Source organism: Nocardia sp. N2S4-5, from assembly GCF_044628355.1.
GTDB classification, from domain to species: Bacteria; Actinomycetota; Actinomycetes; order Mycobacteriales; family Mycobacteriaceae; genus Nocardia; species Nocardia wallacei_B.
Genome location: NZ_JBIUPM010000001.1, coordinates 871,962 through 884,257 on the forward strand (window position 1 = coordinate 871,962; position 12,296 = coordinate 884,257).

Below are 12,296 nucleotides of genomic sequence, written 5' to 3' on the forward strand. Positions count from 1 at the left end.
GCGGCTCCCGCCGGGAAGGGACGTCCGCATCGTGGCTGACGACAGCATGCACACGGCCGATTTCTACGCACGCGGTCTCGAGGGGACCGGCCTGGGCCGCGTGCACCGGCTACCGGGTATCGAACCGCTACCTCGCCCGCGCCCGGCGCGCTACCGGCTCGACGTGGTCGCCACCGACATCGTGGACGTCATCGAGCACGCCGGCGGCTGGCTGTTCGACCGGGCGGTGGCGGGCTGGGAGGTCACGGTGCTCGTCGTGCACGGCCGCGACGCGCGCCCGCTGCGCATCCTCGGCGCCGAGATGCTGGAACTGGAGCCGGTGCTCGCCGCCCGCGGCGGTGGCCGCCTCCCGCAGGCGCTGGCGGTCGCCGCCGATCTGTGCACGCACGACTCGCGCACTCGGCGCGGTCTGCTGAACGCGTTGGGGCACAAGGCAACCGAGGTCGTACTGTGGGGCGACGGCTGGCCGCCGGGCCCCGCCCACGACGCCACTCCGGTCCTGCACACGCTCAGCGTCGCCGCGCGCGCCTTCAAGGCGCATGCCCTGACCGCCGCGGGCACGCCGACGGTCACCGGCGCGACGGAGAGTTTCCTGCGTTCCGGTCTGCCCACCGGTCCCTCGCCCGGCGCGGATCTGCGGCCCGCCTCCTGACGGTTCGGTCCGCGCGCCCGCCGCGTCCTCACCGGTGGGTACGCGGTCTCGGTGATATCTCGGCCCTGATTAGCATCGGTGCTGCGACCCCATCGAGGAATCCGAGGACCTGCCTTGACTACCGAACACCTTGACCGCTGGAACGCCCAGGAAGCCGCCGCGGAGGCGATGATTCCCCTCATCGGCACGTTGTATCGGGCGAAGGGCGTGACGATTCTGTTGCACAGCCGGTCGCTGGTGAACAAATCGGTGATCAGCATTCTGCGGACGCACCGCTTCGCCCGCCAGATCGAGGGCGAGGAATTGTCGGTGGACGAAACGCTGCCCTTCCTGCGCGCGCTGAGCGAACTGGATCTGGGGCCGTGCAAGATCGACCTCGGCCAGCTCGTCACCGCCTATCGCGCCGATACGCGCGGATTGTCGGTCCGCGAATTCGCCGAGCAGGTTCTCACCGAGGTGACCAATGGCAACAAAGCGCGGTCACCGGGCCCGCGGGATGTCGTGCTGTACGGCTTCGGCCGCATCGGGCGGCTGGTCGCGCGGTTGCTGATCGAGAAGGTCGGTTCGGGCAACGGGCTGAATCTGCGCGCCGTGGTGGTGCGCCGGGGCGGCGACGGCGATCTGGTGAAACGCGCGTCGCTGTTGCGCCGCGACTCGGTGCACGGACAGTTCAACGGCACCATCAAGGTCGACACCGGCAACGACACGATCATCGCCAACGGGAACGTCATCAAGTTCATTTACAGCGACGATCCGTCGGCGGTCGACTACACCGAATACGGGATAGCCGACGCCATTTTGATCGACAACACCGGCAAATGGCGTGACCGCGAAGGATTGTCGCAGCATCTGCGCCCGGGCATCGCGAAGGTCGTGCTCACCGCGCCGGGCAAGGGCGACGTGCCGAATATCGTGCACGGCGTCAATCATCGCGACCTGGATCTGTCGCAGCGAATCTTCTCGTGCGCCTCGTGCACGACCAACGCGATCGTGCCGCCGCTCAAGGCCATGGACGACGAATACGGCATCGTGCGCGGCCACGTGGAAACGGTGCACTCGTTCACCAACGACCAGAACCTGCTGGACAACTATCACAAGGCCGACCGCCGCGGGCGGTCCGCGCCGTTCAACCTGGTGCTCACCGAAACCGGCGCCGCGTCGGCGGTCGCGAAGGCGATGCCGGACTTCAAGGCCAGAATCACCGGCAATTCGATTCGCGTTCCCACCCCCGATGTCTCGGTCGCGATCCTGAATCTGCAACTCGAACGGGAGACGACGAAAAGCGATGTGCTGGAGTATCTTCGCGGCGTTTCGCTCGCCGGGCCGTTGAGCCGCAACCTCGATTACACCGCCGCCACGGACGCGGTCTCCAGCGATTTCATCGGATCGCGCGCGGCGTCGATCATCGACGCCAATGCCACGATCGTCGAGGGCGACACCGCGATCCTGTACGTCTGGTACGACAACGAATTCGGCTATTCGTGCCAGGTGGTGCGGACCGTGCAATACATCTCGGGCATCGAGTACCCGATCTACCCGCGACTGGACCGCGCGCTCACCGCCGCCGACGCGCGGTAAATCCTTCGCCCGAATCGGCCGGTAGCGCGGGAGCCGCCGTGCCGTCAGCCCGTGGAAACCGGGTCTTGCCGGTGATCACCGCCCGTGTTGTGGTGATCTGCGGGCGACGGCACAGGCTACTCGCCGCCGAGACGAGGCTGGAGAGGTGAGGGTGGTCGCGGAACACGTGCAGCCGACGGCGGAACACCGCGCGGGGCCGGTGGCGGAACTGCTTTCGTACTTCGGCTCGATCGCGTCGGTCGAATTGACCGCCGACGACGACATTTTCGCGCTGGGACTGGTCAATTCGCTGCGGGCGCTGGAGATCGTGGTGCACGTGGAGCAGACCTACGGCATCACGGTCGAGGTCGAGGATCTCGATCTCGGCAACTTCCGCACCGCGGCCCGCGCGGCGGCGTTCGTCGAACGCAAGCGGTCCGGGACCGGGCAGCCGTGATCGACGTCGACAAGGTGTTAGCAGCCGCCGAGACCGACGCAGCCCGGTGGGACCGCGACGGTGTGCCCGACGAGATCCTCACGCTGGCAGGCGGTTCCGGGCTGCTGGGCGCGGACCGCCCGGCCGAGTTCGGCGGGGGCGGCCTCGACGCGCACGAACTCGGCCGCTTGGCCGCGACGCTCGGCGAATACTGCACGAACCTGCGCTCGCTGGTCACGGTGCACACCATGGTCGCCGCGGCGGTGGACCGCTGGGGCACCGCCGACCAGCGCGCCGACTGGCTGCCCCGGCTCACCGGCGGCGGTCTGATCGCGGCGCTGGCGGCGACGGAAGCCGGTGCGGGGACCGAGCTGTCCGCCGTCGCAACGACTTTCGAGCCCGACGGCACCGACCGGCTGGTGTCCGGGCACAAACTGTGGGTGACATTCGGGCAGGCCGCCGACGTGTTCCTGGTCCTGGGCCGCGCGGCGGGCGGGCTGTGCGCCGCGCTTGTGGACCGCGACCGCCCCGGCGTGTCGGTGGAGCCGGTACGGGATCAACTGGGCCTGCGGGGCGCTCGCGTGGCGCACCTGCGCTTCGACCGGGTCCGGATACCCGCCGCGCAACTCATCGCGCCGCCGGGATTCGGCCTCTCCCACGTCGTCGGCACCGCGCTGGATCACGGCCGGTTCACCGTGGCGTGGGGCTGCGTCGGGCTCGCGCGGGCCTGCCTGGCCGATGCCGCCGGGCACGCCGCCGGCCGCGTCCAAGGCGGCGCCGCCCTCGCCGACCATCAGCTGATCCGCGCCACTCTCGGCCGCTGCTGGGTGGAAGTCGCGGGCGCGCAGGCACTGTGCGAGCGCGCGGCCGTCGCACGCGGCGCCGGATCGCCGGAATCGATCGTCGCGACCATCGCCGCCAAATACGCGGCGGCGCGTGCCGCGGCCGCGGTGAGCGAGCAGGCGGTGCAGGTCCTCGGCGCGGCCGGCTGCGCGCCCGACAGCCGCGCCGGCCGGTTCTACCGCGACGCCAAGGTCATGCAGATCATCGAGGGAGCACAGGAGGTCGCCGAGGTGGCCATCGGGGAACGAGTGCTGCGGGGTGGCGCGTGGTGACGGTGAAATGCCTGGTCTGGGACCTCGATGACACGGTGTGGCCCGGCGTCGTGCTGGAAGCCGACGGCGGTGAGCCGAAACCCGAAGCGCTGCACGCGATCCGGGTCCTCGACGAGCGCGGCATCCTGCACGCCGTCGCCAGCCGCGGCGAAACGTCGGCGGCCACCGCGCATTTGCGCCGGCACGGGCTCGAGGACATGTTCTCGGCGGTCGAGGTGGGCTGGGGCCCGAAGTCGGAGGCGATCCGCCGCATCGCCGAATCGCTGCGCATCGGCCGCGAATCGATGGCGTTCGTCGACAACGATCCGGTCGAACTGGCGGAGGTGGCGGGCTCGTATCCGGAGGTCCGCTGCTATCCGGCCGACCGCATCGCCGAGCTGCCGCAGCTGCCGGAGTTCACGCCCGCCGCGATCTCGCCGGAGGCTCGGCACCGCCGGTCGTACTATCGCGCCGAGCACGCGCGCCGGATCGGGGAGGCCGAATTCACCGGCCCCGACAGCGCCTTCCTCGCCTCGCTCGACCTGGTCATGACCGTGCGCCCGGCGTCCGAGGAAGATCTGGTGCGCGCCCACGAACTGACCGTGCGCACGCATCAGCTCAACACCACCGGCATCACCTTCGACATCGGCGAACTGCGCGAGATGTGCGCCTCCCCGCGGCACGAGGTGCTGGTGGCCTCGCTGCGGGACCGGTTCGGCGGCTACGGCACCATCGGGCTGGCGGTCTCGGAACTGCGCGGCACGGACTCGGTGCTGGTCCTGCTGCTCATGTCCTGCCGGGTGATGTCGCGGGGGGTCGGTACGGCGCTGATTCGCGAGGTAGTGCGGCGCGCCCGGGCCGCAGATCGCCGTCCCGCCGCGGAATTCGTGGCGACACCGGTGAATCGGGTGATGCTGGTGACCCTGCGTTTCGCCGGTTTCGGGGTGGTCGAGTCCGCGGGCGACCGCATTCTGCTCGCCTGCGCCGCCGGACCCGAGGAGATCGGCGGCACCGGCCATGTCGAGGTGGTTCGATGACCGACCTGCTGGAGGGAATTCTCCGCCAAGCCGGGCGGGTGCCCGGCCGCACCGCCCTCGTGGTCGGTGACCGGTCGCTCACCTTCGGCGAACTCGACACGGCCACAGCGGTTCTCGCGCGCCGCCTGGTCGCCGCGGGGGTACGGCCCGGGCAGGCGGTCATGGTGTGGCAGCGGCAGAGCCTCGACACCCTGATCGGCATGATCGCGGCGCTGCGTGCGGGCGCGGCCTGGTGCGTGGTCGAGCCGGGCCGCCCGGCGGCGGCGGTGCGTGCGGTGGTGGACGCCGCGAGGTGCACCGCGGTGCTCGTCGACGGGCGCGACCCGTTCACCGTCCCCGGCGAGGTGACGGCACTGCTGGCCGGGACAACCACCGCGCCGGTGGTGCTCGAGGTCGGTGACGACGCCGAGCCGCCGGACGTGGCGCTGCCGCCTCCGCCGCCCGCACGGGCGCCCGCGTACGTGATCACCACCTCCGGTTCGACGGGCGACCCCAAGGCGGTCGTCGTGTCGCGGGCCAATCTCGCCGCCATGATCGGCTCGCGGCCGTTCGAGCATACCGACGGCGCGCTCGTCACCTTCGCCGCCATGCGCCTGATCTGGGACGGCTCCCTCGCGGCGCTCGCCTGGGCGCTCGTCGTCGGCGGGACGAGCGTGCTGCCCGACGCCCGGATGCTCCCCGATGTCGACGCGGTCGCCGAACTCGCTGTCCGGCACGGCGTTTCGCATTTCGTGGCGACGCCGTCGTACTACCGGCTGCTGCTGCCGCGCCTAATCGGGCTGCGGCCGACGCTGCGGATGGTCACGGTCTGCGGGGAGCCTGTCTCCGCGAGCCTGGTCGAGCAGCATCGCGCGACGCTGCCCGGGGCCCGGCTGCACAACGAGTACGGACCCACCGAGGCGACTGTCACCTGTATCTGCCACCTCGTGCCGGAGGCGCCCGGGAGCGTGGTGCCGATCGGGACGCCGACCGACGGCACGACGGCCCACATCCTCGACGGCGCACTGCGACCCGCGCACCAAGGCACCCGCGGTGACCTGTATCTGGGCGGCGCGCAGATCGCCGACGGATACGCGGCGCAACCCGGACCGACCGCGACCCGGTTCGTGGCCGACCCGTTCTCGTCCGAGCCGGGCGGCCGGATGTACCGCACCGGAGACCTGGCGCGCGTAGATGCCCACGGCGACATCGAGTTCCACGGCCGGGCCGACAGTCAGGTAAAGGTGCGCGGGGTGCGGGTCGAACGCGCCGCCGTCGAGGCCGTGCTGGAGCGGCATCCGGCCGTGCGCGAGACCGTCGTGCTGGACGCGGCCGACGCCGAGGGCGCGGTGTATCTGGCCGCGTTCTGGATACCGGCCGACGGTCCCGCGCCGTCGATCGCCGCGCTGACCGAGTACTGCGCCGAACACCTTGCGGCGGAAGCGGTTCCGGAACGATTCGTGACGATCGACGCCCTGCCGATCGCGGCGGGTAGCAGCAAATTGGACGAGGCGGCGCTGCGGGCGCTGCTGAGCGCCGCCTCCGAGCGCCGCCCCGGGCCGTCCCGGGAACGCTGGACCGACAGTGAGCGGGCGGTCGGCGAGATCTGGTCCGAGGTACTCGCGCACGACGAATTCGACCGTGACGACCGGTTTTTCGATGTCGGTGGCAACTCCCATCGCGTGGTGGCGCTGCATCTGCGCCTGGAGGCCCGGTGGCCGGGCGCGATCTCGGTGGGCATGCTGTTCGACCTCGACACCGTGTCCGCGCAGGCGGGAGCGCTCGCGCCGCATGCCCCCGCAGTCGCCGCGGCGGCAACGCTCGCGCCGCTGGTCTTCGAGGTGTGAGGACGTTGTGTCCGTGCGTACCGCAAGCGACGACGGCCGTGAGCGCGGGGAAAACCGGTGCGCGGGAACGATAATGCGATGAGTGAGGGCGAGGAAGGTACGGTGACCGGCAACGGGACGCCCCGATGAGCGGGGACGGCATTCGGGTCGTGGCGGTGATCGGCGCGGGCACCATGGGCGCCGGTATCGCGCAATGCCTGGCGCAGGCCGGGTACGAGGTCGAGGTGGTCGAGCCCGACGGCGACGCCGCCGGACGCGCCCGCCGCGGCCTGGCCGACGCCGTGCGCCTGGCGCTGCTGCTGGGGCGCGGCGACCGGCGCACCGCCGCCGGTGCCACCGGGCGGGTGCGGTGGGTGCGGCGGATCGATGAGCTGGGCGAGGTCGATTTCGTCATCGAATGCGCCACCGAGCGGATTCCGTTGAAGGAGAAGCTGTTCGGCGAACTGGACCGGCACTGCCGCGCGGACGCCGTCTTCGCGTCCTGCACCTCCGCCATCCCGATCGCGCGCCTGGCCGCCGCGACCGGGCGACCGGACCGCGTGCTGGGCCTGCACTTCATGAACCCGGCGCCGTTGACGACCGCGGTGGAGGTGGTGCGCGGCGAGCGGACCGCGCCACTCGCCTTGGCCCGCGCCACCGCCCTGGTCACGGCGCTCGGCAAGGAAGCGATCGTCGTCGGCGACCGGCCCGGCTTCGTCCTCAACCGGGTGCTGATGCTGTCCATCGCGGAGGCCGCCGCCACCCTCGGCACCGGCACGACCGCCGAGACCGTCGACGCCCTGTTCGAGCAATGCCTCGGACACCGGATGGGCCCGCTACGCACCGCCGATCTCATCGGCCTGGACAACGTCGCCGACACCCTCGAGGTGCTGCGGGAGGAGACCGGCGAGACGCATTACCGGATTCCACCCGCGCTCGCCGCACTCCTCGACGCCGGGCATTTCGGCCGCAAGACCGGACAGGGATTTCACGATTATCGTGACAGCGGCCCGAACTCGACATAGTCGGCCATCGCCGCGACGGCTTCGTTCCGCCGCTCATCCCGCAGAATCGGGAGATCGGTAACGAAATCCAGCGATTGCCCGGCACGGAGCGGAGGCGTGGTGAAATTCGGATCCAGCACCACGACCTCGTCGGGTCCGCCCGCGGTCCATCCGAGTTCGTCGGAGCTGCACAACATTCCGAAAGACCATTCCTCGCGGTATCTCCGCCGCCGCATCTTCTTCCGTCCGGGCAGCCGGGCGCCGGGTGGCGCGGCCGGAACCAATTGCCCCGAAGAGAGTTCTCGTTTGCCGCCGAAGACGACCTGCACAGGGCGTCCAGGTAGCGCGGTGACGGCACGTCTCGTCCCTGCTCCCACTGCGACAGACGTTGATGGCTCGGGCCGGCGCTGGGCGTACCGCCCGCCGCCAGCACCTCCTCGAGCGCCTCGACCGCCTCCACCAGGGTGTATCCCCGGGCGATTCGGTGGCCCCGCAGCAGCGACATCCCGCAGTGCCGGTGTATGGCCGCGGCGGCGTCCTGATCCGATCCGCCGGCGGACTTGACCTCACGCGCCACCCGGCGCGCGCACCTGGTGGCGTGCGGGACGTTGGTCATGCGAACCACTTGTTCTCCCGGGAGAAAACCCCTCGATCACACTGGGAAGCCAGTTTATCCGCGAGTTCGGCGGGCTGTCGACGCCGTGATCGATTCTGCACGCACCGCGTGCACAAGGGGTTCGAATACGGGGAATCGAGCTGCCGGTCCCGCTGTTCCCGGACATTTCGCCGCATTCTTACGACGTTCGTATCCCGGTGCGCCGCACCGGATCCGGGCCCGAGCGGAATCGATGGAAATGAGCGGCGAGTCCTCGAAATCAATTCCCCGAAGTGTGGCTCGAACCCGGAATCCTCAGAACGTGGGAGTCGGAATGAATACAGGGCGGAATATCGTCGTGCCGGTGCTGGTGCCGGTCGGCCGGGACACGGTGCCGCGCGCGATCGTGGCGTTCGCGTTCATGATGGCGCTGGCCGTGCTGGCGATGCTGACCGTGCTCCTGTTGTTTCCGGGGGAGCGGCACGACACCTCCACCACCACGGGGGTGAGCACGACGCGGCTGCTCGATCCGGCGCCCTCGTGCTATCCGTTCGCCGATTGCGCTGCGCCGACCGCGGTTCCGGCCGTCAGAGAGTAGCCCCCGCGGCCGCCGCCGCGACGATGTCGCTGGTTCGTTCGGGACCGAGCGCGTTGATACACAGGCGATTCCAGATCTCGTGGTAAGCGTCGATGTCGCGGCGGCCCTCGAGGAACGCGGCGCCCGTGGCGTGGGGGACGTGCACGATGTCGCCGCGATGGGTGGCGGCGAAACGGAAGACGGTGAACGGGATCGTGCTGATGATCGGCCCGGCGGCGTGGTCGGGCATGATCTGCACGCTGAAGCCGGGCCGGGCGGCGACGCGGGCCAGATGGTCGAGCTGCTCTCGCCAGGCCTGGTGGCTGCCGAGCTGGCGGCGCAGCGCGGCCTGTTCGAGCACCATCCACAGGCGCGGCGGATTCGGCCGTGCCAGAATCTGTTTGCGCTGTTCCAGCTCGGCGAGGCGAGGGTGCGGACCGCCGGAGTGGTCCGGGTCGGCCATCGCGAGGAACTCCTCCGTGTACTCCGCTGTCTGGAGCAGACCGGGAATCATGCCGGGTGCGTAGCAGCGGATGAGCGAGGCGGAGCGCTCGAGGTCGAGATAGGTGTCGAGCCAGCGCGATGCGAGATCGTCCTCCGGCTCGCCTTCGTTCTGCGCGAAGGCGAAGGCACTGCTCATCGATCACCGACCCTTTCGCATCGGTCAGGTAGCCACGTCGCCGAGCCTGCCACAGCCGTACCGCCGATCACCCGATCTCCCGGTGCGCGGCGATCGGCCCTGACGTGCGGAACCGGGTGGTCGCGGCCGCGTTCGGTGCGAACGCCGAACCCGACGCTCGGGAATAGCCTGTCATCTCGCGCGGCCGAGAAGGTCTCGAGGAGATCACGATCCGACCGAAACGTCCGTACCGACACGGCACGGCCGTCGGCCGGCCACCGCTACGGCGCGCCGGACAGCCACCGCCGCAGGCGGCCCGGCCGGGCCGATGTGCGCGGCCGCGTCCGCCGGGCCGCGTCGAGCCAGGCGGGCATCGGTTCCCGGGCGTCGAGCCAGGGCCCCGGCACGCCGGCGATCGCGCCGGAGCGGGTACCGGTGTGGGCGCCGACGATCCCGCCGACGATGGCGCTGGTGGTGTCGATATCGCCGTCGGCCGCGATACAGGTGCTGATCGCGGCCGGGTAATCGGCCAGATGCGTTGCGGCGACCCAGATCGCGAACGGCACCGTGTCCTGCGCGGTGACCCGGGAGCCGTTGCCGAGTTCGTCTGCGGCCTGCTCGGCGGAGGTCCCGAGCAGAGTGCGGGCGTGGCGGATGGATCGGGTCGTCTCGCCGTCGTCGAGATGGCCGAGGACCGTGGTGATGAACTCGGCGGGGTCCGGCCGCGTGCCGTCGAGGCGGGCTCGGGCGGCCACGCCGGCGGCGAGCGCCACCGCGACCGCGCCGCGCACCCCTTCCGGATGCATGTGCGTCACCTGCGCCGACCGGACCGCTTCGGCCGCAATCGTTTCCGGGTCACCGGCGTAATACGCGCCGAGCGGAGCGACCCGCATGGCCGCGCCGTTGCCGCAGGAACCCTGATGGTCGTAGGCGGCTCCGGCCGCCTCCCGCCAGTGCACGCCCTCCCGGATCCGCCGCAGGGTGTCGACGGTGAAGAAGCCGTAGTCGCGGTGGGCCTCGAAGCGCGCGGCGAACGCGGCGGCGAGCCGATCCGGGTCGATCCCGCCACGCAGGTGCAGTTCGGCGACGACGGTGCAGGCCATCTGGGTGTCGTCGGTCCACCGCCACTGCCGGTCCCCGAGATCGCCGGCGCGGATTTCGGCGAGCGTGCGGCGCAGGATCGGGAACTCCGCGCCGAGTGCGTCTCCCGCGGACAGCCCGTCCAGCGAATCGAACATCAGATCGGTGTGCATCGCGACCGATCGTAGCCAGTCACCCGCCGAATGCTCCTGCGTGTCGGGTGCGCCTGCGCCAGGCAAACGCGCAGCACACCTACGATTCGATGCTGGTAGCGGCAGAGCACGATCCGTCCGGAACAGGGAGCGCGGCGATGGAACAGGGCAGCGGACGCCGGTCGGCACGTGAGGTCTTACAGGACTTGCCTCGTCACGTGCGGTTGGACGCCGTGCGCCGGTTGCGCCGCCGGGGCCGGCCGCTGGCGCTGCGGGACATCACGGTGGTCGACGCGGGCATGCTGAAACGCGCCGTGGTCGCCGCCGCGCTCGGAAATTGTATGGAGTGGTTCGACTTCGGCGTCTACAGCTATCTCGCGGTTGTCATCGGGAAGGTGTTCTTCCCCGAGGTCGGTGCGGGCGTGCAGGTGCTGGCCTCGTTCACGACCTTCGCCGCGGCGTTCCTGGTCCGCCCGCTCGGCGGGCTGTACTTCGGCCCGCTGGGTGACCGGATCGGCCGTCAGAAGGTGCTGGCCACCACCATGCTGATGATGGCAGCCAGCACCTTCGCGATCGGCTTCATCCCCGGTTACGACACGATCGGCATCGCCGCGCCGATCCTGCTGTTGGTGTGCCGCATGGTGCAGGGCTTCTCCACCGGCGGCGAATACGGCGGGGCCACCACGTTCATCGCCGAATACTCGCCGGACCGCCGGCGCGGATTCCTCGGCAGCTGGCTCGATTTCGGCACCTTCGTCGGCTATGCCGCCGGGTCGGGGATCGTCACCCTGCTGACCGCCACCCTCGGCGAGGAGACGCTGGAGGCATGGGCGTGGCGACTGCCGTTCCTGATCGCCGGGCCGATCGGCGTCATCGGCCTGTATGTCCGGCTGAAACTGGAGGACACGCCGGCCTATCAGGAGCAGTTGGACGCCCACGACCGTGAGCTGGCCGAACAGGAGAGCGGCAGCAGCCGGCTGGGCGAGATCGCGGTGATCTTCACTCGGCACTGGCGGGCCATGCTGATCTGCATCGGGCTGGTACTGCTCTACAACGTCACCAATTACATGGTCACGGCCTATCTGCCGACCTATATGACCGAATCGCTGCACCGGTCCGCCACCCACTCCGACCTGCTGGTGCTCGGCGCGATGGGGTTGGTGGTCCTGCTGATCACCTTCGTGGGCCGGGCCAGCGACCGCTTCGGGCGCCGCCCGGTGTTCCTGGTCGCGGCCGTGGCCCAGGTGCTGCTGGCCTACCCGTGTTTCGTGCTGATCCGGCAGGACGGCTGGGCGCTGCCCCTGGCGGGCACGTTGCTGCTGGCGGCGTTGCTGGCGGGCTTCGCCGGACCGAGCGCTGCCACGCTGCCCGCGCTGTTCCCGACCGCGGTCCGCTACGGCGCCATGGGGATCTCGTTCAATATCGCGGTCTCGGCGTTCGGCGGCACCACCCCACTGGTCAACGCCGCGTTGGTGAACAGCACGGGTGATCTGATGGTGCCCGCCTACTACTTGATCGGCTCCGGTCTCATCGGCATGGTGGCCGCACTGTTCTTGCGAGAATCGTCGCTGCTGCCGCTGAAGGGCTCGCAGCCGATGGTCGGCACCGACGAAGAGGCGCGGGAACTCGTGGACACCTCCGAATTGGCCCTCGCGGAACTGCGTGCCAACGGTGATCGATAGCGCCCC

General features: G+C 70.3%; 12 protein-coding genes. 9 read left to right on the forward strand and 3 right to left on the reverse strand.

All coding sequences use genetic code 11. The features are described from left to right. Nucleotides 1-31 precede the first annotated feature (31 nt). From ACFMRZ_RS03925 to ACFMRZ_RS03955, 7 genes are all read left to right on the forward strand, one after another. Entirely contained in the window at nucleotides 32-652 is a 621-nt protein-coding gene (locus ACFMRZ_RS03925) for a hypothetical protein (protein WP_280274458.1), read from the forward strand. Between the two features lie 168 nt (nucleotides 653-820). Further along, nucleotides 821-2,230 (forward strand): glyceraldehyde-3-phosphate dehydrogenase, encoded by a 1,410-nt coding sequence (locus ACFMRZ_RS03930; RefSeq protein ID WP_400182760.1) that lies wholly within the window; start codon nucleotides 821-823, stop codon nucleotides 2,228-2,230. 145 nt (nucleotides 2,231-2,375) lie between these two features. Continuing rightward, the gene (locus ACFMRZ_RS03935; RefSeq protein WP_280274460.1) at nucleotides 2,376-2,666 is read left to right on the forward strand and encodes an acyl carrier protein; all 291 of its coding nucleotides are present in this window, start codon (nucleotides 2,376-2,378) and stop codon (nucleotides 2,664-2,666) included. Continuing rightward, the gene (locus ACFMRZ_RS03940) at nucleotides 2,663-3,760 is read left to right on the forward strand and encodes an acyl-CoA dehydrogenase family protein (RefSeq protein WP_400177948.1); all 1,098 of its coding nucleotides are present in this window, start codon (nucleotides 2,663-2,665) and stop codon (nucleotides 3,758-3,760) included. The genes ACFMRZ_RS03935 and ACFMRZ_RS03940 overlap by 4 nt, the downstream gene beginning before the upstream one ends. Continuing rightward, nucleotides 3,757-4,776, forward strand: coding sequence for an HAD-IIIC family phosphatase (locus tag ACFMRZ_RS03945; protein ID WP_400177949.1), 1,020 nt, complete (start codon nucleotides 3,757-3,759; stop codon nucleotides 4,774-4,776). The genes ACFMRZ_RS03940 and ACFMRZ_RS03945 overlap by 4 nt, the downstream gene beginning before the upstream one ends. Then, the gene (locus tag ACFMRZ_RS03950; RefSeq protein ID WP_400177950.1) at nucleotides 4,773-6,602 is read left to right on the forward strand and encodes a non-ribosomal peptide synthetase; all 1,830 of its coding nucleotides are present in this window, start codon (nucleotides 4,773-4,775) and stop codon (nucleotides 6,600-6,602) included. Before ACFMRZ_RS03945 ends, ACFMRZ_RS03950 begins: the two co-directional genes overlap by 4 nt. Nucleotides 6,603-6,727: 125 nt before the next feature. Next, the gene (locus ACFMRZ_RS03955; protein WP_400177951.1) at nucleotides 6,728-7,606 is read left to right on the forward strand and encodes a 3-hydroxyacyl-CoA dehydrogenase family protein; all 879 of its coding nucleotides are present in this window, start codon (nucleotides 6,728-6,730) and stop codon (nucleotides 7,604-7,606) included. Here ACFMRZ_RS03955 and ACFMRZ_RS03960 read toward each other — a convergent pair. Then, nucleotides 7,576-7,914: a hypothetical protein gene (locus ACFMRZ_RS03960; protein WP_400177952.1), complete on the reverse strand. Its 339-nt coding sequence runs from the start codon at nucleotides 7,912-7,914 to the stop codon at nucleotides 7,576-7,578. The genes ACFMRZ_RS03955 and ACFMRZ_RS03960 overlap by 31 nt on opposite strands. A 600-nt stretch (nucleotides 7,915-8,514) precedes the next feature. Here ACFMRZ_RS03960 and ACFMRZ_RS03965 point away from each other — a divergent pair. After that, complete coding sequence (locus ACFMRZ_RS03965) at nucleotides 8,515-8,778, forward strand: hypothetical protein (protein ID WP_280273053.1); 264 nt, start codon at nucleotides 8,515-8,517, stop codon at nucleotides 8,776-8,778. On the opposite strand, the gene ACFMRZ_RS03970 is transcribed toward ACFMRZ_RS03965, so the two are convergent. Both ACFMRZ_RS03970 and ACFMRZ_RS03975 read right to left on the reverse strand, forming a co-directional pair. Next, nucleotides 8,768-9,397, reverse strand: a complete 630-nt coding sequence (locus ACFMRZ_RS03970) for a DUF5753 domain-containing protein (RefSeq protein ID WP_400177953.1) — start codon at nucleotides 9,395-9,397, stop codon at nucleotides 8,768-8,770. The two genes, ACFMRZ_RS03965 and ACFMRZ_RS03970, sit on opposite strands and share 11 nt — an antisense overlap. Before the next feature lie 260 nt (nucleotides 9,398-9,657). Continuing rightward, complete coding sequence (locus ACFMRZ_RS03975) at nucleotides 9,658-10,629, reverse strand: ADP-ribosylglycohydrolase family protein (RefSeq protein WP_400177954.1); 972 nt, start codon at nucleotides 10,627-10,629, stop codon at nucleotides 9,658-9,660. Between the two features lie 137 nt (nucleotides 10,630-10,766). Between ACFMRZ_RS03975 and proP the strand changes: the two genes are divergently transcribed. Further along, nucleotides 10,767-12,290: a glycine betaine/L-proline transporter ProP gene (gene proP, locus ACFMRZ_RS03980; RefSeq protein WP_400177955.1), complete on the forward strand. Its 1,524-nt coding sequence runs from the start codon at nucleotides 10,767-10,769 to the stop codon at nucleotides 12,288-12,290. Nucleotides 12,291-12,296 lie beyond the last annotated feature (6 nt).

Bases quoted from the DNA above. Each gene is read 5' to 3' on its own strand.
- ACFMRZ_RS03930 (WP_400182760.1), top strand. From the start codon at position 821: ATGATTCCCCTCATCGGCACGTTGTATCGGGCGAAGGGCGTGACGATT.
- ACFMRZ_RS03950 (WP_400177950.1), top strand. From the start codon at position 4,773: ATGACCGACCTGCTGGAGGGAATTCTCCGCCAAGCCGGGCGGGTGCCC.
- ACFMRZ_RS03955 (WP_400177951.1), top strand. From the start codon at position 6,728: ATGAGCGGGGACGGCATTCGGGTCGTGGCGGTGATCGGCGCGGGCACC.
- ACFMRZ_RS03965 (WP_280273053.1), top strand. From the start codon at position 8,515: ATGAATACAGGGCGGAATATCGTCGTGCCGGTGCTGGTGCCGGTCGGC.
- ACFMRZ_RS03970 (WP_400177953.1), bottom strand. From the start codon at position 9,397: ATGAGCAGTGCCTTCGCCTTCGCGCAGAACGAAGGCGAGCCGGAGGAC.
- ACFMRZ_RS03975 (WP_400177954.1), bottom strand. From the start codon at position 10,629: ATGCACACCGATCTGATGTTCGATTCGCTGGACGGGCTGTCCGCGGGA.
- proP (WP_400177955.1), top strand. From the start codon at position 10,767: ATGGAACAGGGCAGCGGACGCCGGTCGGCACGTGAGGTCTTACAGGAC.